16 protein-coding genes and 1 tRNA gene are annotated in these 19,693 nt (G+C 68.0%); 8 read left to right on the forward strand and 9 right to left on the reverse strand.

Annotation, left to right across the window (positions count from 1 at the left end; all coding sequences use genetic code 11):
- Positions 1–178: 178 nt before the first annotated feature.
- A complete protein-coding gene (locus GV832_RS09455; RefSeq protein WP_168774604.1) occupies positions 179–862 on the forward strand; it encodes an SIMPL domain-containing protein in 684 nt (227 codons plus the stop codon).
- Positions 863–953: 91 nt separating this feature from the next.
- On the opposite strand, the gene GV832_RS09460 is transcribed toward GV832_RS09455, so the two are convergent.
- Positions 954–2,237, reverse strand: coding sequence for an O-acetylhomoserine aminocarboxypropyltransferase/cysteine synthase family protein (locus tag GV832_RS09460; RefSeq protein WP_168774605.1), 1,284 nt, complete (start codon positions 2,235–2,237; stop codon positions 954–956).
- A 280-nt stretch (positions 2,238–2,517) separates the two neighbouring features.
- Complete coding sequence (locus GV832_RS09465) at positions 2,518–2,970, reverse strand: Lrp/AsnC family transcriptional regulator (protein WP_168774606.1); 453 nt, start codon at positions 2,968–2,970, stop codon at positions 2,518–2,520.
- A gap of 85 nt (positions 2,971–3,055) precedes the next feature.
- On the opposite strand from GV832_RS09465, the gene GV832_RS09470 reads away from it, so the two are divergent.
- Positions 3,056–3,637 (forward strand): LysE family translocator, encoded by a 582-nt coding sequence (locus GV832_RS09470; RefSeq protein ID WP_168774607.1) that lies wholly within the window; start codon positions 3,056–3,058, stop codon positions 3,635–3,637.
- 126 nt (positions 3,638–3,763) lie between these two features.
- Here GV832_RS09470 and GV832_RS09475 read toward each other — a convergent pair whose 3' ends face one another.
- From GV832_RS09475 to GV832_RS09485, 3 genes are all read right to left on the reverse strand, one after another.
- The gene (locus GV832_RS09475; RefSeq protein ID WP_227754330.1) at positions 3,764–4,735 is read right to left on the reverse strand and encodes a GT-B fold glycosyltransferase domain-containing protein; all 972 of its coding nucleotides are present in this window, start codon (positions 4,733–4,735) and stop codon (positions 3,764–3,766) included.
- Positions 4,732–5,520 (reverse strand): dimethylarginine dimethylaminohydrolase family protein, encoded by a 789-nt coding sequence (locus GV832_RS09480; protein WP_168774609.1) that lies wholly within the window; start codon positions 5,518–5,520, stop codon positions 4,732–4,734. Before GV832_RS09480 ends, GV832_RS09475 begins: the two co-directional genes overlap by 4 nt.
- Before the next feature lie 181 nt (positions 5,521–5,701).
- Positions 5,702–5,785: transfer RNA gene (locus tag GV832_RS09485), tRNA-Tyr, on the reverse strand.
- 196 nt (positions 5,786–5,981) lie between these two features.
- Between GV832_RS09485 and rlmB the strand changes: the two genes are divergently transcribed.
- From rlmB to GV832_RS09510, 5 genes are all read left to right on the forward strand, one after another.
- Entirely contained in the window at positions 5,982–6,767 is a 786-nt protein-coding gene (gene rlmB / locus GV832_RS09490; RefSeq protein WP_435531755.1) for a 23S rRNA (guanosine(2251)-2'-O)-methyltransferase RlmB, read from the forward strand.
- Between the two features lie 516 nt (positions 6,768–7,283).
- Positions 7,284–7,694: a CoA-binding protein gene (locus GV832_RS09495; protein WP_168774610.1), complete on the forward strand. Its 411-nt coding sequence runs from the start codon at positions 7,284–7,286 to the stop codon at positions 7,692–7,694.
- A gap of 249 nt (positions 7,695–7,943) precedes the next feature.
- Positions 7,944–8,612 carry a phosphoribosylformylglycinamidine synthase subunit PurQ gene (gene purQ, locus GV832_RS09500; protein WP_168774611.1) on the forward strand — a complete coding sequence of 223 codons (669 nt, stop codon included), beginning with the start codon at positions 7,944–7,946 and terminating at the stop codon, positions 8,610–8,612.
- A gap of 84 nt (positions 8,613–8,696) precedes the next feature.
- On the forward strand, positions 8,697–10,487 hold the full coding sequence (locus GV832_RS09505) for a sensor histidine kinase (protein WP_168774612.1): 1,791 nt from the start codon (positions 8,697–8,699) through the stop codon (positions 10,485–10,487).
- A 3-nt stretch (positions 10,488–10,490) separates the two neighbouring features.
- A complete protein-coding gene (locus GV832_RS09510; RefSeq protein WP_168774613.1) occupies positions 10,491–11,819 on the forward strand; it encodes a sigma-54-dependent transcriptional regulator in 1,329 nt (442 codons plus the stop codon).
- Positions 11,820–12,006: 187 nt separating this feature from the next.
- Here the strand turns inward: GV832_RS09510 and trpD are convergent, their stop codons facing one another.
- Together trpD and GV832_RS09520 are read right to left on the reverse strand one after the other, a co-directional pair.
- Entirely contained in the window at positions 12,007–13,020 is a 1,014-nt protein-coding gene (gene trpD / locus GV832_RS09515) for an anthranilate phosphoribosyltransferase (protein ID WP_168774614.1), read from the reverse strand.
- On the reverse strand, positions 13,017–13,598 hold the full coding sequence (locus GV832_RS09520; protein ID WP_168774628.1) for an aminodeoxychorismate/anthranilate synthase component II: 582 nt from the start codon (positions 13,596–13,598) through the stop codon (positions 13,017–13,019). The genes trpD and GV832_RS09520 overlap by 4 nt, the downstream gene beginning before the upstream one ends.
- Before the next feature lie 202 nt (positions 13,599–13,800).
- Here GV832_RS09520 and GV832_RS22510 point away from each other — a divergent pair, with 202 nt between their 5' ends.
- Positions 13,801–15,843, forward strand: a complete 2,043-nt coding sequence (locus tag GV832_RS22510) for a divergent polysaccharide deacteylase family protein (protein ID WP_168774615.1) — start codon at positions 13,801–13,803, stop codon at positions 15,841–15,843.
- Between the two features lie 298 nt (positions 15,844–16,141).
- Here GV832_RS22510 and trpE read toward each other — a convergent pair whose 3' ends face one another.
- A complete protein-coding gene (trpE, locus tag GV832_RS09530) occupies positions 16,142–17,647 on the reverse strand; it encodes an anthranilate synthase component I (protein WP_168774616.1) in 1,506 nt (501 codons plus the stop codon).
- 1 nt (position 17,648) lies between these two features.
- Complete coding sequence (locus tag GV832_RS09535) at positions 17,649–19,523, reverse strand: peptidyl-prolyl cis-trans isomerase (RefSeq protein ID WP_168774617.1); 1,875 nt, start codon at positions 19,521–19,523, stop codon at positions 17,649–17,651.
- Positions 19,524–19,693 lie beyond the last annotated feature (170 nt).

Consider the following 19,693-nt stretch of genomic DNA (forward strand, 5'->3'; position numbering starts at 1 on the left):
CCCCGGAAACAAGGCCCGGGGGCTATTGGGTCTTCCTATAGCAGGAATTCGCCGAAGAAAAGGAATTCGCCTTGGGCTTGCGGCTCTTCGGCACGATTGTCATCTGGTAGAGGGCGCCAAGGCGCGGAAACCGGCTGGACCGGGGCCTGGGCTGTTGGCGCTGCAACTGGAGGTTCCTATGCGCATTCTTCTTCCCGCCGTGCTGATGGCCGGCCTGATGGCTCCCCTGGCGGCCCTGGCCGATGCGGGCACGATCTCGGTCACGGGTCATGGCACGGTGGCCGTGGTCCCCGACATGGCGACCCTGAACATCGGCGTCACGAGCTCGGGCGATACGGCGGCGGCGGCGCTCGCGGCCAATAACGAGGCCCTGGGGGCGGTGATCGGGCGGCTGATCGCGGCCAAGATCTCGGACCGCGACATGCAAAGCTCGAACCTGTCCTTGAACCCGAACTGGGTGATGACGGCGGATGGGCTGGGACAAGAGATCAAGGGCTATGTGGCCTCGAACCAGCTGACGGTGCGCATCCGCGACCTGGCCTCGGTGGGGGCGGTCCTGGATGCGGCGGTGGCGGATAGGGCCAACACGCTGAACGGGCTGAGCTTCGGCCTGGCCGATGATGCCGAGGAGCAGGACGCGGCGAAAAAGGCCGCGGTGGCCGATGCCATGGCGCGGGCCAAGCTTTTGGCCGAGGCGGCGGGGGCAAAGCTCGGGCCCATCGTCTCGATCACGGAAGGGGGCGGTTACATGCCGCCGATGCCGATGGCGACGTTCAAGGCCGATGCGGCCGCCGTGCCGGTCCTGGCGGGCGAGATCGGGGTGATGTCGGATGTGACCATCACCTGGGAACTGGCGCAATAAGCGGTGCGCTGAAGCGCACCCTACCCAAGCGGAGTAGGGTGCGGGCAGGTATCGCGTGAGGGGCAGGGTGCGTGGGTCCACGCACCCTTTCTTATGCGGTGGCCTTGGTCAGCGCCTGGTCGAGGTCGGCGATGATGTCGCGGGCATCCTCGATCCCGATGGAGACGCGCACCACGTTGGGCGCCGCCCCCGCCGCGACGCGTTGTTCGTCGCTGAGCTGGCGGTGGGTGGTCGAGGCCGAGTGGATGATCAGGCTGCGCGTATCCCCAAGGTTCGCCACATGGGAGAAGAGCTTGAGGCTGTCCACCAGCTTGACGCAGGCCTCGTAGCCACCCTTGACCGCGAAGGTGAAAAGCGCGCCGGGACCCTTGGGCGTGATCTTCTGACCCAGGTGATGATAGGGCGAGGACTTCAGCCCCGGATAGGTGACGTAATCGACGCGGGGGTCTTGCTCCAGCCACTCCGCCACGATCTGGGCGTTCTCGACATGGCGCTGCATCCGCAGGGGCAGGGTCTCGATCCCCATCAGCGTGTAATGGGCGCCTTGGGGGTTCATCGTCATGCCGAGGTCACGCAGGCCGACCGCGATGGAGTGGAAGGTGAAGGCCATGCCTCCCAGCGCCGCATGGAAGTTCAGCCCGTGATAGGCGGGCTCGGGCGCGGCGAGGGAGGGGTATTTGCCCGAGGCCGACCAGTCGAACTTGCCCGAATCGACCACGATGCCGCCGGTGACGGTCCCGTTGCCGGTCAGGTATTTCGTGGCCGAATGGACGACCAGGGTCGCACCATGCTCGATCGGGCGGCAGAGATAGGGCGAGGCGGTGGTGTTGTCGACGATCAGGGGCAGCCCGTGCTGATCCGCCACCCGCGAGATCATGTCGAGGTCAGAGATCGCCCCGCCCGGGTTGCAGATCGTCTCGCAGAAGAGCGCGCGGGTGTTGTCGTCGATGGCCGCCGCAATCGCCTTGGGGTCGTCGAAATCGACGAGCTTGGCCGACCAGCCGAACTTGCGGATCGTGTTGTTGAACTGCTGGATCGTGCCGCCGTAAAGCTTCGAGGAGGCCACGACATTGGTCCCAGGGCTCATCAGCGGGAAAAGCGCCATGATCTGCGCCGCATGACCCGAAGAGCAGCAGACCGCGCCGACCCCGCCCTCCAGCGCTGCGACGCGCGAGGCCAGGGCCGAGACGGTCGGGTTGGTCAGGCGGGAATAGATATAGCCCACTTCCTGCAGATTGAAGAGCTTGGCCGCGTGGTCGGCGTCGCGGAAGACATAGGCCGTGGTCTGATAGATCGGGACCTGGCGGGCGCCGGTGGCGGGGTCGGGCTCGGCTCCTGCATGGATGGCAAGCGTGTTGAAACCGTAATTGGACATCGGGGGCTCCTCCTCTGGGATGGGGAGAGGTTACGGGGCTTGGCTGTGCGGTTCAATGGGAATTGCACGCGTGCAAAGGTGTGCAAGTATTTGAAGATAAACGATTTGGAAGATTGCGTTAGGGTTTCGTTCATCTTTGGAACGCGGGTTTCGGGGAAGCCGGGCGCGGGGCAGGACCCGGTGCAAAGGGGGGGCTGGGCCACGGAACCGGGCAAGGGGGGCCGGTTGGGTGATGGGGGGACCCGGGCCACGGAACCCTTTGGCGTGACGGCGGGCGGGCTCAGGCGCGGTCGTCCTTGGGCGAGCCCATGACGACGAAGGTCGTGATCGCCTGGACCTGGGGCAGGACGCCCAGGACCTCGGTGTGCCAATGCTTGTAGCCCGCGAGATCGGCGGTCTCGACCCGCAGCAGGTATTCGACCGTCCCCGTCACGTTGTGGCATTCGCGCACCGCTTCGGCCCGGGAGATGGCGCGTTCGAAGGCTTCTTGCGCGGATTTGGTGTGGCTGTTCAGCCCGACCGTCACATAGGCGATGAAGCCGATCCCGGCCTTCGTCGGGTCGATCACCGCGCGGTAGCCGGTGATCAGGCCCGAGCGCTCCATCTCTTGCACGCGCCTCAGGCAGGCCGAGGGCGAAAGGCCGACCCGGGCGGCGAGGTCGAGATTGGGCAGGCGTCCCTCGCGGGAGAGGATGCGCAATATATGGCGGTTTATGTCGTCGATCTTGGTCATGAATTGCAAGGATTGCCGCGAATGGGCGCAGTTTGCAACCCATTCTGGCCATGTTTGCGCAAGGATTGCGTGAAAGGAGACTGCAATGACCCTGGATATCCTGCTTGCGCTGACCTCTTTCGCCTTCGTGACCTCGGTGACGCCGGGGCCGAACAACCTGATGCTGATGGCTTCGGGGATGAACTTCGGCTGGCGGGCGACGGTGCCGCATGCGCTTGGCGTGGCGCTGGGCTTTGCGGCCATGGCGATGGTGACGGGCTTCGGGCTTGGCGCGGTGCTTTTGGCCGTGCCGGGGCTGATGGGGGTCATGAAGGCCGCCGCCGTCGCCTATATGCTGTGGCTGGCCTGGAAGATCGCGCGGGCGGGGGCTCCGGGAGAGGGCAGGGTCGGGCGGCCCATGGGCTTCGTTGCGGCGGCGGGGTTCCAATGGGTCAACCCCAAGGCCTGGGCCATGGCGCTGGGGGCCAATGCCTCTTATGCGACGGGCGGGGGCTGGGCGGTGGTCTGGGTCGGGCTGATCTTCGCGGCGATCAACCTGCCCTCGGTCTGGCTTTGGGTCCTGGCAGGGGAGAAGCTGCGCGGCGTCCTTTCGGGGCCCTGGGCGCGGGCGGTGAACATCGGGCTGGCCTTGGCTTTGGTGGCCTCGATGGTGCCGGTGGTGATGTGAGACCCGGGGTATACCCCGGGCTACGCAGAGCTGCGGGAGTGCCGGAATTCGACGGTGGGCGGGGGCGTGGTGCGTGAGATCACGCCCCCTACAGGGCGGCCGTAGGCTGCGTGCTTGCACGCACCATTACCTCAGCCAATACCCCTCGCGTTTCAGCGTGTTGCGGATCACCTGTTCGCGGGCGGGCAGGTCGTTTTGATCAAACAGCGCCCGGGCCTTGCGGCCGTGGCGTTGCAGCACGAGCCGCCGATAGGGTTCGTATTCCTTGACCAGTTGTCGCAGGGCCTTGTCCTCGAAGAGGCTCTCCAGCACCTCCACCGCCCGGTCGCTTTCCTTGGCGTAGAGGAGCGGGATGGCGCGGTAATGGCAGGTGGCGGTGGTGTCCATGGCGGCAAGCTCGGGGCCAGGGCGGCCGCCACCGAAGGAATGGATCACCAGGGGCAGGGTGACCTGGTCAAGCCAGGGGTCGAGCTCTTGCAGGATCAGGGGCTCGGGCGGCTGGGCCTTGATCGCCTGGGCCCAGGTGAGGAAGCGTTCGCCAAAGGCCCGGGGGCTTTGGTGGAAGAACCAGCCGGCGTTGAAATAGAGATGGCGCTGCCAGTAGTCCTGCGGTTGGCTCAGGTCCAGGGTCGGTGCCATGTCGAGGCCGAAGCGGTCGTAAAGCGAGCCCCAGATCTCGGCATAACTGGGCCCGTAGAGCTCGATCTTGGGCCAGGTCCCCTCGCGCTTCATCGAGGCCGAGGGCCGCGCGAAGTCGAAGGGGATCTGCGAGAGGGGGGAGAGGACCAGGGTATCGGTGTCAAGGAAGAGGAAGGGCTCGTCGGGCAGGGCCGCCAGGGCCTCGATCTTGTTGCCATAGGGGTAGCTCTGGCCGAAGACCTTGTTTTCAAAGGGCAGGATCTCGGCCCCCATGGCTTGCAGCGCCTTGGCCTGGGGTTCGGGGACCTTCGTCTCGGCCTGCCAGCGCGCGCCGGTGGGTTCGGCGATGAAGACGCGGCCCTGAAAGCCCGGGTCGTTCTGGCGCAGCGAGGCCACCAGCAGGAGCGCCTCATGCGCGAGGCGGCCGTTTTGTCCGATGGCCAGGAGGTTGAAGCTCATGACGGCGAGAAGCGCAAGGACAGGCAGGACATGCCGCCGTCGAGTTTCGCGCATTCGGTGTTGCCGATCTCGACCACCTTGTAGCCCTGGGCCAAAAGCGTGTCGCGGGTGCGCGGGAAGCCCTGGGGCATGATCACCGCATCGTTGAAGCGGATCGTGTTGGCGCAGGGCTCCTCGCCCTCGGCCACAGGGATCACCCGGTAGCCCTCGAAGCAGCCCGAGGCGGCGAGGCGGGTGGTGGAGAGGATCGTCTCGGCATCCAGAAGCGAGCAGTCGGTCTTGAAGTGCAACACGCCCGGCGGGGTGAAGACCTCGCGCACCTTGTAGTCCCAGAGCGCGACGCGGGCCGCGAGTTCGGCAATCCCGGTGGCATTGGTGCGGGCCGAGCGGCCCACGAGGATCTCGGTCTCGGTCGTCAGGATATCGCCGCCCTCGATGAAGCTCTCGGGGTTCTCGATATGCAGGACATGTTTGTAAAGCGCTTGCAGGTGGGGGGCCATGCGGGCGGCCTCGCCCAGCCGCGAGGGCGCGCCGGGGCGCATCACCACGGCGCCTTCGGGCAGGCAAAGGGCCGTGTCCTCGACGAAAACGCTGTCGGGGAAGTCTTCCAGCGCCTCGAGCTCCACCACCGTGGCCCCGGTGGCCTTCAGCGCCGCGATGTAATCGGCATGGTGCTGGGTCATCAGCGCCAGCGAGGGCGTGCCGGTGTCGACGGCGCGCAGGCCCGCGACGATGGAGGCCGAGGGTTTGCGGGTGATGGCATGGGTGAAGGTGAAGGAACGCATCTTGGGCCTTTGACATCTGGCCCGGGAGCGGTCCCGGGCTTTGGGCGGCCCGCCTGGGGCCTTTGGCTCTCCATATCAGCGGGGCGCGGTTTGGGGAACACCCCAGAGGGGGGCAAGGGCAGGGCAGAAACGACCGCGGGCCCCCCGAAGGGAGCCCGAAAGGTCAGTCATATCAGGAAGATGGTGGGCGACCCTGGAATCGAACCAGGCATGAGTCGCCTCGGGAGAGTTACAGTCTCCTGCCGCACCTTGCAGCTCGTCGCCCACTGGGAGGGGGGAATACTGGGGCCTGCGGGGGGCGTCAAGGGGGGGGCGGCAGGGTTTTTCGCTTTGTCCGCGCGGCCGGGGGCGGGTGGGGTCTGGGCCTCTCCCCGCCAAGATCGGCGCGGATGGGCGCAGGCCTTGGGTTTTTTCATCTTGCCTGAAGGTGCGGGGCGGTTCAGATGGGGGGAAAGATGAGGGTGATGATGAAGACCAAGCCGGATTGGGTGATCGACAAGGAAAAGGCGCGGCGGAACGAGGCGCGCGAGACGGTGTGGCTCTTCGGCATCCATGCGGTGCGCGATGCGCTGATGAACCCCAGGCGCGAGAAGCTGCGGCTGGTCCTGACCAAGAACGCCTTCGACCGGCTGGAAGAGGCGGTGACGGCTTCGGGGCTGACGCCCGAGGTGGTGGAGCCGCGCAAGTTCCAGGTGCCGATCGCCGAGGATTCGGTCCACCAGGGGGCGGCGCTCGAGGTGCGGCCCCTGAACTGGGGCAAGCTCGACGACCTTGCGATCTCGGGCGAGGGGGATCCCTTGGTGGTCTGCCTCGACCGGGTGACCGATCCGCATAACGTGGGGGCGGTGCTGCGTTCGGCCGAGGTTTTCGGCGCAAGGGCAGTGATCGCGCCGCGCCACCATTCTGCGCCCGAGACCGGGGCGCTCGCCAAGACCGCCTCGGGCGCGCTGGAGCGGCAGCCCTACCTGCGGGTGGCGAACCTCTCCGAGGCGATGGTCTCGTTGCGGGACGCGGGCTATGTGCTGATCGGGCTGGATGGCGACGGGACGGTGACGCTCTCCGAGGCCCTGGCCACGGCGGGCAAGCGCCCCGTGGCGCTGGTGCTCGGGGCCGAGGGTCCGGGCCTCCGCGACAAGACGCGCGAGACCTGCGACGTGATCGCGCGGATCCCCTTTGCGGGGGGCTTTGGGTCCTTGAACGTGTCGAACGCGGCGGCGGTGGGGCTTTACGCGGCCAGCCAGCGCTGAGGCCCCGCGTTTTCTGCGAGAATTGGGGGGCGGGACCGGCGCGGCTTTCCGCTGGGGACCGCTTCATCCATCGGAGGGGCGGCCTTCGGTTGGGCCTGCTCTGCCGACTGCGCGGCTCCGCCTGTCCGGCTGGACCTGCCCCGCCGACTGGAGGATGGACCCTCTCCGACGGCCTCCGGTGGGGCCGCGGGCGCCCATGTCCCAGGTCTGGCAGTCGGCAGGGCCCGGGGTCGGGATTTGCAGGAGGGGCGCAGTCGGCAGCCCCCCTTGGCCGCAGGCCACAGACTTGTGATCGCCTCCCGCCGGTAACGCATCTTTAACGAGTGTTGCGCGATCATATCTCTTGCACGAAGGCCGGCCCGGAACGCCCCCTTCGGTTCACTGTCCCTCGTTCCGCACCTTGGCGCCCGGGCCCTCCTTGGGCGCCTTTTCTTTGCCCCCCGCCTTTTCTTTGACCCCCGCCTTTTCTTTGCCCCTCGCCCGTGCTGTTCTGCCCCAAAGCCACGGAGGTGCCGCATGGATGAGCTGATCACCAGGATCCTGACCGAAACCAGGGTCATCGCCCTCGTGGGCTGGTCTCCCAAGCCCGACCGCCCCAGCCACCGCGTCGCGGCCTTCCTCTCCAGCCGCTACCGGGTGATTCCCGTCAATCCCGGGGCGGCAGGCCAGGTAACCTCCTGGGGCGAGACCGTCCGCGCGCGGCTTTCCGACATCGAAGTCCCGGTCGACATGGTCGATATCTTCCGCAACTCCGAGGACGCCGGCCAAGTGGTGGACGAGGCCCTGTCCCATCTCACCGGCCGCCGCGCCATCTGGATGCAGCTGGGCGTGGTCAACGAACCCGCCGCCGCAAGGGCCGGGGCGGCAGGGCTCGAGGTCGTCATGGACCGCTGCCCGGCCATCGAAATCCCTCGGCTGGGGCTCTAGCCATCGGGGGGCTGCAAGCCCCCCGAACCCCCCGCCCGGGGAAGGCCAAGGCCTCCCCCGGACCCCCTCCTTTCAACTTGGCGCAAATATCCAGGGGGATTTTCAAGGGGAGCCTGCTCCCCTTGAAGCGGGGGGTTCGGGGGGCGGCAGCCCCCCGATCGGGCCCCGTCTCCCTCTGGCCAAGCCCGCCCATTTGCGTTATCCCCCCGCCATCCCAGCCCCGCCTTCCCTGTCTCGAGGAGCCCCTGCATGAAAGCCGCCGTCGTCACCTTCCCCGGGTCCAACTGCGACCGCGACCTTGCCACGGCCTTCGAAAAGATGGGCTTCCAGGTCACGCGCGTCTGGCACAAGGACAGCGCCTTGCCGGAGGGGACCGATGTCGTGGGCCTGCCGGGCGGGTTCTCCTTCGGCGACTACCTGCGCTGCGGCGCCATTGCGGCGCAGTCGCCGATTGCGGCGGCGGTCCAGGCCCATGCGGCACGCGGCGGCTATGTGCTTGGCATCTGCAACGGCTTCCAGGTCCTGACCGAGATGCGGCTTCTGCCCGGTGCCCTGATGCGCAACGCGGGGCTCAAGTTCCTCTGCAAGACCGTCACGCTCAAGGTCGCCACCCAGGACAGCCCCTTCACCAACGCGATCCCCAAGGGCGCCGAGATCCAGATCCCGATCGCCCATCACGACGGCAATTACACGATCGACGCCGAGGGCCTGAAGGCCCTGCAAGACCAGGACCGGATCGCCTTCACCTATGCCCAGAACCCCAATGGCGCCACGGCCGATATCGCGGGCGTCCTCTCGGCCAACCGCCGGGTCCTGGGGATGATGCCCCACCCCGAGCGCGTGATCGAGCCCGAACAGGGCGGCACCGATGGGCGCGGGCTCTTTGCCAGCCTGATCAGCGGCATGGCGCTGGCCTGACCCGATAAGCGGCTTGGCGCCCGAAACCGGGGCGCCGACCGGCCCCGGCTTGAGGCCCCCCGCCCGCCGCACTAGGCTTGACCCATGTCGAAGCCCTCCAGACCCAACCGAACCCCCTTGCGGGCCGATGGCACCGCGCTTTCCCAAGCCCCGGTCAAGCTGGTCGTGGCGCTTCTGATCCTCGTGGCCGTGGGCGTGGTGCTTTACACCAACCGATGGCTGACCGAGCGCTTCACCGAAACCACCCGCAACCGGGCCGAGCTGCGGCTGGCGCTTTACTCGGGCAACGTTGTCAGCGAGTTGCAGCGGACCTCCGTCGTGCCGCTCCTCCTCGCCCGCGACCCCGCGATTTCCGAGGCCCTGGCCAAGGGCAACTTCAGCCGGTCGTCCCAGCGGCTGGCGCAGGTGCAAAACGACATCGGCGTGGCCTCGATCCTGCTTCTGGATGCCGAGGGCAGGGCGGTCGGCGCCACGAACCGCAACCTCCTGGGCACGGTCTATCGCAATGCCGAATTCTATGTCTCGGCCATGCGGTCCTCGGACACGGTCTTCTCGGCCAGCCAGCGCGAGGGCGGCGGCTATGACTTTACCTATTCCCAGGTGATCCTGGCCGATGGCCAGCCCCAGGGCGTCATCGTCGTGGCGGTCGACCTGATGAAGTTCGAGCGCGCCTGGGCGGGGTTGCAGGATGTGGTGCTGATCTCCGATTCGGGCGGCACGGTGATCCTGTCGACCGAGCCGCGCTGGCGGGGGCAGACGGTCGAGAGCCTGACGCTGGAGCAGGATGGCGGATCGGCCTTCAACCGGGCCGTGGACCAGGCGCTTTCCACGGCGCGCGACCTGACGCAGAACCGGCCCGACACCTATCTGCGCGGCGTGGCGGTTCTGCAGACCGACAACCGCATGACCTTTCGCGGCTGGCACATGACCTCTTTCACCGCCTATGATTCGGTGCGCGAGCGGGTCAATGGCATCCTCGCGCTGGAGATCATGGGCTTTGCCATCCTCGCCGCCCTGACCTTCTATCTGCTCTCGCGCCGGGCCTATGCCCAGACCCTGACCTTCCGCCGCGAGTCGATCGAACTCCGCCAGCTGAACGCCAGGCTCCAGCGCGAGATCGCCGAGCGCGAGAAGGTGCAGAAAGAGCTCTCGGTCGCCGAACAGACGCTCGCGCAAAGTTCCAAGCTGGCGGTGCTGGGCGAGATGTCGGCCGCCGTCTCCCACGAGCTGAACCAGCCCTTGGCCGCGATGAAGACCTATCTCGCCGGGGCTCGGCTCCTCCTGACGCGCAAGCGCACGGATGAGGCACTCAGCTCCTTCCAGCGCATCGACGACTTGATCGACCGCATGGGGGCGATCACCCGCCAGCTGAAGTCCTATGCGCGCAAGGGCGGTGAGGCCTTCGAGCCGGTGGACATGCGGCTGTGCCTGTCGTCTGCGCTCGCCATGATGGAACCGCAGCTGAAGCAGCGCGTTGTGCGGATCACCCGATCCCTGCCGCGCCAGCCGGTCATGGTGAACGTCGACCGGCTTCGTCTCGAACAGGTGATCATCAACCTCTTGCGCAATGCGCTGGATGCGACCAAGGACACCAGGGACCCGCAGATCGACCTGGTCCTTGCGGTGGGCGAGACGGCGGTCCTGACGGTGCGCGACAATGGCCATGGGATCTCGGATTTGGACAACCTGTTCGAGCCCTTCTACACGACCAAGAAATCCGGTGAGGGGGTGGGGCTTGGCCTTGCGATCTCGTCGGGCATCGTCGCCGACCTGGGCGGGCGCCTGACGGCGCGCAATGCGGAAACCCAGGGCGCGGTTTTTGAAATGCAGCTTCCGGTGATCGAGCAACCGGAAGAGATGAAGGCAGCGGAGTAACGCATGGCACGGGCAATGAAAGTCGCAATCGTCGATGACGAGGCCGATATGCGGCAGTCGATCAGCCAATGGCTGGCGCTGAGTGGCTTTGACACCGAGACTTTCCCCTCGGCGGAAGAGGCTTTGAAGAGCATCGGGCCGGAGTTTCCGGGGGTTGTCGTCTCCGACATCAAGATGCCGGGCATGGATGGCATGGCTTTCCTGAAAAAGCTGATGGGGATGGACAGCGGTTTGCCGGTCATCCTGATCACCGGCCATGGCGATGTGCCCATGGCGGTGGAGGCCATGCGGGTCGGCGCCTATGACTTCCTGGAAAAGCCCTTCAACCCGGACCGGATGACAGAGCTGGCCAAGAAGGCGACCCAGGCACGGCGGATGACTTTGGACAACCGGGCCCTGCGCAAGGAGCTCTCGGACGGCGCCACGATCATCAAGAAGCTGATCGGCCTCTCTCCGGCGATGGAGCGGCTGCGGGAGGATATCCTCGACATCGGCCAGGCTGACACCCATGTGCTGATCGATGGCGAGACGGGGACTGGCAAGACCCTGGTGGCCCATGCCCTGCATGCGGTCGGCCCTCGGGCGGGGAAGAAATTCGTCACGATCTCTTGCGCCGCCTGGTCGGAGGATCAGCTTTCGGCGCGGCTCTTCGGCCCGGCAGAGGATGGGACGATTCCCTTGTCGGAAGAGGCCCGGGGCGGCACGATCTGCCTGGAGGATATCGAGGCCCTGTCTTCAGGGCTCCAGGCGCGTTTGCTCGCCCTGATCGCCGAGCAGGGCTTGCCCCCCGAGACCCGCATCATCGCGATCTGCAACCGCCATGCGCCCGACAAGACGCTGGAGGACGCTTTGCGCCCCGATCTCTTCTACCGTCTGGGCGCCATGACCATCGTCCTGCCGCCCCTGCGCGCCCGGGGCGAGGATATCCTGACGCTCTTCAACCGCCTGACCGAGCAGTTCTCCGAGGAATACGGCTGCGAGGCGCCCCAGGTGACGGCCCAGGAGGCGGCGCAGCTTTTGCAGGCCCCCTGGCCGGGCAATGTGCGCCAACTGGTCAATGTGGCCGAACGCGCGGTTCTGCAGAACCGGCGGGGGTCGGGGTCGATTGCCTCGCTCTTGATGGCCGACAACGAGGCCACGGGGCCGCAGCTCACCACCGAGGGCAAGCCCTTGAAGGACTATGTCGAAGCCTTTGAACGCATGCTGATCGACAACACGATGCGCCGCCACAAGGGCTCCATCGTGGCGGTGATGGAAGAGCTTTGCCTGCCGCGCCGGACGCTGAACGAGAAGATGGCGAAGTATAACCTGCAGCGGCAGGATTACGTCTGACGGCGCGGTGCGCTGAAGCGCACCCTACGAAGCGGCGAGACCTTTGCCGCCGTAGGGTGCGTGGTCTCACGCAGCTTGGGCGCTGTCCCGGGGTATACCCCGGGCTACGCTGTGGATGCAGAGCCCCCTCTCCGGCGCGGGCGCTCACGTGGGGCTGCGTAGCCCGGGGTATACCCCGGGTCTTGCCTTACAACGGAGACACGGAACGCAGCCGCTCCATCGCCTCTTGCGCGCGGCCCTGGTCGATGGACTCCGCCGCAAGGGCCACGCCTTCGGGCAGGGAGGCGGCCTTGCCCGCGACCAGAAGCGCCGCCGCCGAATTCAAGAGCACCGCGTCACGGTAAGCGCCCGGGGCGCCCTCCAGGAGCGCCCGGAAAGCGGCGGCATTTTCGGAAGGCGTGCCGCCGATGATCGCCTCGAAGGGATGGCGCGGCAGGCCCGCATCCTCGGGGGAGACGGTGAATTCGCTCACCTCCCCGTCCTTCAGCGCGGCCACTGCAGTCGGGCCCGCGATGGAGATCTCATCCGTCCCGTCCGAACCATGCACGAGCCAGGCCGCCTCTGACCCCAGGGCCCGCAGCGTCTCGGCCATGGGGCGGATGAGTCGCGCCGAAAAGGCCCCGGTCAGCTGGCGCTTGACCCCGGCCGGATTGGTGAGCGGCCCCAGGATGTTGAAGATCGTCCGCGTCCCAAGCTCGGCCCGCACCGGCCCCACATGGCGCATCGCCGGGTGGTGCATCGGCGCCATCATGAAGCCGATCCCGGCCTCCGCCAGGCAGCGCTCCACCACCTCGGGCCCGACCATGACATTCAGCCCCATCTCGGTCAGGGCATCCGCCGCCCCCGATTTGGAACTGAGGTTCCGGTTGCCGTGCTTGGCCACCGGCACACCCGCCCCCGCCACGACAAAGGCCGTCGCGGTCGAGATGTTCAGCGTGCCCTTGCCATCGCCGCCAGTGCCCACGATGTCCATGGCCCCCTCGGGCGCCCGCACCGCATGGCATTTCGACCGCATCACCGCCGCCGCCGCCGCAAATTCGTCCACCGTCTCGCCCCGCGTGCGCAGGGCCATCAGGAAGCCCCCCATCTGCGCGGGCGTGGCCAGCCCCTCGAACAAAGCGGTAAAGGCCGCCTCGGCCTCGGCCCTTGTCAGGGTGCGCTCTGCCGCCAGACCGATCAGGGGTTTCAGGACATCGCTCATGCTGCTACCGCCGCCAGGTTCAGGAAGTTCTGCAAGATCTTGTGGCCATGTTCCGAGGCGATCGACTCGGGGTGGAACTGCACGCCCTCGATGGGCAGGGTCTTGTGCCGCAGCCCCATGATCGTGCCATCGGCCAGCGCGGCCGTCACCTCGAGGCAGGCGGGCAGGGTCTCGCGTTCGACCACCAGCGAGTGATAGCGCGTGGCCTGGAAGGGCGAGGGCAGGCCCGCAAAGACGCCTTTGCCCGCGTGATGCATGGTCCCCATCTTGCCATGGACGATCTCGTGACAGCGCACGACCTTGCCGCCGAAGGCCTGGCCGATGGTCTGGTGGCCAAGGCAGACGCCCAGCAAAGGCAGGCCGATCTCGGCGGCGGCCAGGGTCAGCGGCAGGCAAATCCCGGCCTGGTCGGGGTCGCAGGGGCCGGGGCTCAGCACGATGGCGGCAGGGTTCAGCGCCAGGGCCTCCTGCACGTTCAGCGCATCGTTGCGCACCACCTTCACATCGGCGCCCAGGTCGCCGAAATAATGGACAAGGTTCCAGGTGAAACTGTCGTAATTGTCGATCAGAAGCAGCATGTCCCGTCCCTCCTTCATGAGTCCGGCTTGTTAACCAATCTGGGGGTGAACCCGACGCCAGAGCGGGTTATACAGGGACAGGAAGACCCGGGGGTGTCAAGGGCAGGACTGCTCGACACCGAACCGGGCCAAGGCAAAGGAGCGACCCGTGGCAGGTGGTTTTGGGCCCAAGGGCTTGGCAGGCGGAGTTTTCTGGGGCGGCGTGATCGTCGCAACCGGTCTGGCGGTCCTGTCGCAACTCGCGCCCTTGCCGGAGCCCGCGAATGAACCGGGGCCGCCCGCGGGCCTGTCGGAGAGCTCTGCCGGGGCAGAGGGGCTGGGGGCGCCCGAGGCCGAGGCGCCCAAGGCTACGGGGGCGGAAGCGGCAAGCCCGGAGGCCGGCGCCTCCGCAGATGGGGCAAAGCGGACCGAAGACCCTGCGCCCGAGGCGACGTCTCCGGCGGTCGAGCCGCCTGCGCCTGCCACAGAGGCGATTGCGCCGGCCGCAGGGGACAAACCCGCCGCAGGTGCAGAGGCCGCAGCGCCTGCAGGGACAGAGCCCGCTGCCCCTGCCACGCAGGGCACGGCTTCCGCCGAGCAGACTGCCACGGACAGCGCCGCCACGACAGAGCCCGCTGCCGCTGCCACGCAGGGCAAGGCTTCCGCCGAGCAGACTGCCACGGACAGCGCCGCCACGACAGAGCCCGCTGCCCCTGCCACGAAGGGCAAGGCTTCCGCCGAGCAGACTGCCACGGACAGCGCCGCCACGACAGAGCCCGCTGCGACGGAGGGCACCACCGCCACCGGGGAGGCCCCGGCGCCTGCGCTCCCGGCTGCGGACAGCGCAGCGGTGACCCCGGCGCCGGATGCCGCACCCGGGGGCTCCGCCGCGACCGCGAGCGAACCCGCCCTCCAATCGCCCGCGCCCGAACCGCCCGCCCCCGACCTTCAGTCGGCGGAGCCTGCACAGGTCGCCATCGAAGCCCCGGTGCAGTCGGCAGAGCCCCTGCCAGCCACCGATTCGCAAGCCAGCGCCCCCGATGCCGGGGCGCCGCTGGCCGAACTCCCGGCCCTGGTCGAGGCCCCGGCCGAAGACAGCGCCCCGCCCTCGCTCGCGGCGCTGGACCAGGCCCTGACCGCCCCCGCCCCGGAAAGCGATGCCACGCCCCAGGCCCCGGACATGGGCGTGACCGAGGCGCCCGATGCCGCCGCCCCGCAGGCGCCCGAGGGGCCCAAGGATGGGCTCCTGCAATCGGGCGGCCTGTCGGAACCGGCGCGCCTGCCGCAGATCTCGGCCGAGCCCGATCCGGCGCTGGCCCCCCAGCCCCTGCCGCAACTGGCCCCGCCCAGCCCGCCGCCGGCCGCAGCCTCTTCCGCCCCCATGTCCCCTGCACCCGATGCCGCGCTGCCCAAGGTGCTGCGCCCCGAGGCCGAGGGCCTGCCGGGCAAGCGGCCGGAGGCCCTGCCACAGACCCCCGGCCTGACGGCCAAGGCGGCAGGTCCCAAGCCCGAGGGCGATCCTTCGGTCGTGGTCAACGACCTGCCGCAGATCGGCGCCGAAACCTCTCCGGCGGTCGATGATGCCGACCAGCGCCCCCTGGTGCAATTCGCCCGCCCCTTCACGCCCGAGCCCGGCAAGCCGCTCTTTGCCATCCTGTTGCGCGATGTCGGCGAGCAGGGCCTGCCGCGCGCGCAGTTGGCGCAACTGCCCTTTGCGGTCTCCATCGTGATCGACCCGCTCGCCCCCGATGCCAAGGCCGCCGCCGAGGCCTGGCGCGCGGCGGGGCAAGAGGTGGTGATGCTGGCCAATGGCATTCCCCCCGGCGCCAAGGCCGAGGATGTGGCGCAGAGCTTCCAGGCCCTGGGCGCGATCCTGCCCGAGGCCGTGGCGGTGCTCGATCCGGCCGAGGCGGGGTTCCAGAACGACCGGGCCCTGGCGAGCCTGGTCCTGACGGAAATCGCCTCGGAGGGGCGGGGCCTGCTGACCTGGGACCGCGGGCTGAATGCCGCCGATCAGATCGCCCGGCGCGAGGGGCTCGCGGCCGCGCAGATTTACCGCGTCCTGGATGGCGCCGACGAAAGCCAGCCGGTGATGCGCCGCTATCTTGACCGCGCGGCCTTCAAGGCGGGGCAGGAGGGGGCGGTGATCGTCATCGGTGACACGAAGCCCGAGACGGTCGAGGCGATCCTGGCCTGGGCTTTGGAGGGCAAGGGAGCCAGCGTCTCGCTCGCCCCGGTTTCGGCGGTGCTCTTGGGGGCGAAGTAGGGGCCCTGCCGACTGGGCGGAGGCTCCGCCGACGGCAATGGGGCGCCAGGTGCCTGGGGTCTTGGCCCTGCCGACGGAAGGCTTGACCTGCCGACTGCATCGGCGCGCTGACTGCTTTGGGCCTTTGTCCTGTCGAAAGAGGGGCTCTGCCGACTGTGCCGTGGCTGCTTTCCCTCCTGGCCTCGGTCCTGCCGACTGTGGGGTCAGCCTGCGTCTCGGGGCGCGGCTTGGCCGCGGCCCGAGACTTTGCAAGAGGCTTGCGCGCTTGCGCGCTCCTTTGGGTCAGGTCTCCCCGCCCTCAGTTCCCCCGTCTTGCGAAGTGGCCGGCATCCTCGGCGGCGCGGCGCAGCGCCTTGGACTTGTTCACCGTTTCCTGGTATTCGCTCTCGGGGTCGCTGTCATAGACGATGCCCGCCCCGGCCTGGGTGTAAAGCTGGCCATCCTTCAACAGCGCCGTGCGCAGCGCGATGCAGAAGTCCATCTCGCCATTGGCCGCGAAATAGCCGATGCCGCCGCCATAGACGCCGCGCTTTTCGGGCTCGAGCTCGTCGATGATCTCCATGGCCCGCACCTTGGGCGCGCCCGAGACCGTGCCTGCGGGCATCCCCGCCAAGAGCGCCGACAGGGCGTCCTCGCCCTCGCGGATCTGGCCCACGACATTCGAGACGATGTGCATGACATGGGAGTAGCGTTCGACGATGAATTGCTCGGTCGGACGCACCGTGCCGACCTTGGCCACCCGGCCCACATCGTTGCGGCCAAGGTCCAGAAGCATCAGGTGCTCGGCGCGTTCCTTGGCATCGGCGAGGAGATCGGCCTCGAGCGCGCGGTCCTCTTCCGGCGTGGCGCCGCGTTTGCGGGTGCCTGCGATGGGGCGGATCGTCACTTCGCCATCGCGCAGGCGCACCAGGATCTCGGGGCTGGCGCCCACGACCTGGAAGCCGCCGAAGTTGAAGAAGAACATGAAGGGCGAGGGGTTGGTCCTGCGCAGGCTCCGGTAGAAGGCGAAGGGGGGCAGGGTGAAGCTCTGGCGCCAGCGCTGCGAGGGGACGACCTGGAAGATGTCGCCCGCGCGGATATAGTGCTTGGCCTGGTCGACCGCCGCCTGGTAGCCGCCGGGCGCGAAGTTCGACACGGCCTCGCCCACGGGTTCCGCCTCGCCGAGGTCGCGTTGCGCAGGTGGGGCGCGGTCGAGGTCGCGGAGCGCATCCATCACCCGTTCGGCCGCCTGGGCATAGGCGGCCCGTGCCGAAAGGCCCGAGGCGGCCCAGGCCGGGGCCACGACCGTGACCTCTCCCTTGACGCCATCCAGCACCGCCACGACCGAGGGGCGCAGAAGCGTGGCATCGGGCAAGCCGAGCGGGTCGGGCTTGACGCCCGGCAGGTGTTCAACCAGCCGGATCATGTCATAGCCCAGATAGCCGAAGAGACCGGCGGCGATGGGCGGCAGGGCCTCGGGCAGGTCGATGCGGCTTTCCGCGATCAGGGCGCGGAGGCTTTCGAGCGGCGGCAAGGGATCCTCGGTGAAGGAGGTCGCGTCGAACCGCGCCTCGCGGTTCAGCCGTGCCTTGGTGCCGTGGCATTGCCAGACCAGGTCGGGCTTCATGCCGACGACGGAATAGCGGCCCCGGACCTCGCCCCCCGTCACCGATTCCAGCATGAAACTGTCGGCCCGCGCCTCGGCCAGCTTCAGCATCAGGCTGACCGGCGTGTCGAGATCGGCGGCCAGGCGGGCATAGACCACCTGGTTGGCGCCCTTGGCCCAGGCGGCCTCGAAGGTGGCGAAATCGGGTTCGAGTTTCATCTTACATCCGGCTTTGGACGGCTGCGATCACCGCCTGGTCGATGGTCATCCCGGCCTCGTCGGCCAGGGCCTTGGCGGTCACGTCATAGGCGTCATTGGCGATGGACGTGCCGATCTGGGCGCCCAGGGCCTTCAGACCCGCCTTGGCCTGGTCGGTGGTCAAGTCGGCCGGCGTCACCGCATCGAGGCGGATCAGCGCCACGGTGCCATTCTCGTCGATCTTGGCCACGGCGCCGGGCTCCATCTTGAAGGCCTGGGCCACGGCTTCGGAGGGGATCCCATCGGGCGCGGCCGAGCGCAGGGTCGAGGTCACGCGGTCGGTGATGCCCAGGGTCTCGAGCCGGGCGCCGGAGGCCAGGTGGGCATCGGCGAGGGCAGTCAGGGCCTTGGACAGGGCATCGGCCTCATAGGCGGCGCGGACCTTCGCTTCGGCCTTCTCGAAGGGGATGGGGGCGGCGGGCAGGGCCTCGGTCACTTGCACGACCATGAGGCTGCCATCGGAGGTGCCGAAGGACTGGGCGAAGTCGCCGGGCTCCATGGAGCCTATGGCCTTGGCGAAGGCGGGGTCGGCGGACAGCGGGTCGTTGTCATCGGCGCCGGGGGCATAGTCGATGGTCCCCGCACTCATGCCCTGATCCTTGGCGATGTCCTCGATGGTCGAGCCACCGGCCAGGAGGTCATCGACGGCATCGTTGCGCTCGGTCACGGCCTTGCCTGCCTCTTTCAGCGCGAGGGTTTCGCGGATCTTGGGGGCGGCTTCGTCATAGGGCGTGACCTGGGCGTCGATGATGGCATTGACGCGGAAGAGGGCGGGCCCGAGGTCGGTGGGCACGGGGCCCACGACGCCGGGCTCTGCCTGGGCGAAGACGGCATCGGCGGCTTGGCCGAGGTCGATGCGGGTCACGTCGCCCAGGTCGATCGTGGCAAGGTCGAGGCCACGGTCCTTGACCAGGTCTTCGAAGCTGGCGCCGCCGTCAAGTTTCGCGCGGGCGGCCTTGGCCTCTTCGTCGGAGGGATAGACCAGGCGTTCGACCAGGCGCTTTTCGGGGATGTTGTAGCTGTCGGAGGCCGCGTCATAGGCGGCCTTCACATCGGCCTCGTCGACCTTTTGGTCCTTGACGAGGTCGGAGGGTTTCAGGATCGCATAGGCGACGCGCTTGCCCTCGGGGCGGGTGAAGTCGGCGATATGGTCCTTGTACCAGGCCTGGAGCTCTTCGGGCGTGGCCTCGGGCAGGGCTTCGGGCAGCGAGGCCTTGGAGAGCTGCAAAAGGGTGAAGCCCCGCGCCTCGTTGGCCCAGGAGTAGAGCGCCCGTGTCAGGGCCTCCGGTGCCGTGACCCCCGAGGCCACGGCGGCCTGCAGGACCTGGCGGCTGAGGTCGTCGCGGATGTCGCCCTCGTAATCGCCCGGCTTCAGGCCGTTCTGCTCGAGGAGCCGCTCATAGACCGCCTTGTCGAACTTGCCATCCAGGCCCTGGAAGTTCTCGGTCGTGGCGACGACCTTTGCGACCGAGAGGTCCGAGGCCGAGATGCCGATGCGGCGCGCCTCGTTCAAGAGGGCGGCGTTGGAGATCAGGCTTTGCAGGACCTGTTGGTCGAGGCCGAAGAGCTGGGCCTGCTGGAAGGTGAATTGCTGGCCGAACTGGCGGGAGAACTGGTTGATCTGGTTTTGCAGCGCGCGGCCATAGTCAGAGGCCGAGACCTGGGTGTCGCCGACCTTGATGGCGGTATCGACCTGGGTGCCGAATTCGGTGATGCCATAGCCGCCGAGACCGGTGACGACCATGCCCAGCACGATGAGGCCGAAGATCGAGGCTCCGGTCCGCGAGCCCTTGCGGCGGATCTCGTCATCTTCGCGGGGCGGGGTGCTCTTGGGCATGGCTCGGGCTCCTTTGGGCGCAGGTCGCAGAGGTGTAAGCGGAAAGCCGGGGCGGGGCAAGGGTGGGGCATGTGGCGGTGGAGGCTTCGGGGTGGGGGTTGCGCCCTTGGACCCCTGCGGGCTGAAGCCCGCAGTGGTCCTGCGTTCGCCCGGGGAGGGGGGGGGGCGCC

Origin of the sequence: Stagnihabitans tardus, from assembly GCF_009925085.1 — a bacterium.
GTDB lineage: Bacteria > Pseudomonadota > Alphaproteobacteria > Rhodobacterales > Rhodobacteraceae > Stagnihabitans > Stagnihabitans tardus.

Excerpts from the sequence above, each read along its gene's own strand:
- GV832_RS09455 (WP_168774604.1), top strand. The coding sequence starts at position 179 with ATGCGCATTCTTCTTCCCGCCGTGCTGATGGCCGGCCTGATGGCTCCC.
- GV832_RS09475 (WP_227754330.1), bottom strand. The coding sequence starts at position 4,735 with ATGAGCTTCAACCTCCTGGCCATCGGACAAAACGGCCGCCTCGCGCAT.
- GV832_RS09495 (WP_168774610.1), top strand. The coding sequence starts at position 7,284 with ATGGATGAGCTGATCACCAGGATCCTGACCGAAACCAGGGTCATCGCC.
- GV832_RS09505 (WP_168774612.1), top strand. The coding sequence starts at position 8,697 with ATGTCGAAGCCCTCCAGACCCAACCGAACCCCCTTGCGGGCCGATGGC.
- GV832_RS09510 (WP_168774613.1), top strand. The coding sequence starts at position 10,491 with ATGGCACGGGCAATGAAAGTCGCAATCGTCGATGACGAGGCCGATATG.
- purQ (WP_168774611.1), top strand. The coding sequence starts at position 7,944 with ATGAAAGCCGCCGTCGTCACCTTCCCCGGGTCCAACTGCGACCGCGAC.
- trpD (WP_168774614.1), bottom strand. The coding sequence starts at position 13,020 with ATGAGCGATGTCCTGAAACCCCTGATCGGTCTGGCGGCAGAGCGCACC.
- GV832_RS09460 (WP_168774605.1), bottom strand. The coding sequence starts at position 2,237 with ATGTCCAATTACGGTTTCAACACGCTTGCCATCCATGCAGGAGCCGAG.
- GV832_RS09470 (WP_168774607.1), top strand. The coding sequence starts at position 3,056 with ATGACCCTGGATATCCTGCTTGCGCTGACCTCTTTCGCCTTCGTGACC.
- trpE (WP_168774616.1), bottom strand. The coding sequence starts at position 17,647 with ATGAAACTCGAACCCGATTTCGCCACCTTCGAGGCCGCCTGGGCCAAG.
- GV832_RS09465 (WP_168774606.1), bottom strand. The coding sequence starts at position 2,970 with ATGACCAAGATCGACGACATAAACCGCCATATATTGCGCATCCTCTCC.
- GV832_RS09480 (WP_168774609.1), bottom strand. The coding sequence starts at position 5,520 with ATGCGTTCCTTCACCTTCACCCATGCCATCACCCGCAAACCCTCGGCC.
- GV832_RS09535 (WP_168774617.1), bottom strand. The coding sequence starts at position 19,523 with ATGCCCAAGAGCACCCCGCCCCGCGAAGATGACGAGATCCGCCGCAAG.
- GV832_RS09520 (WP_168774628.1), bottom strand. The coding sequence starts at position 13,598 with ATGCTGCTTCTGATCGACAATTACGACAGTTTCACCTGGAACCTTGTC.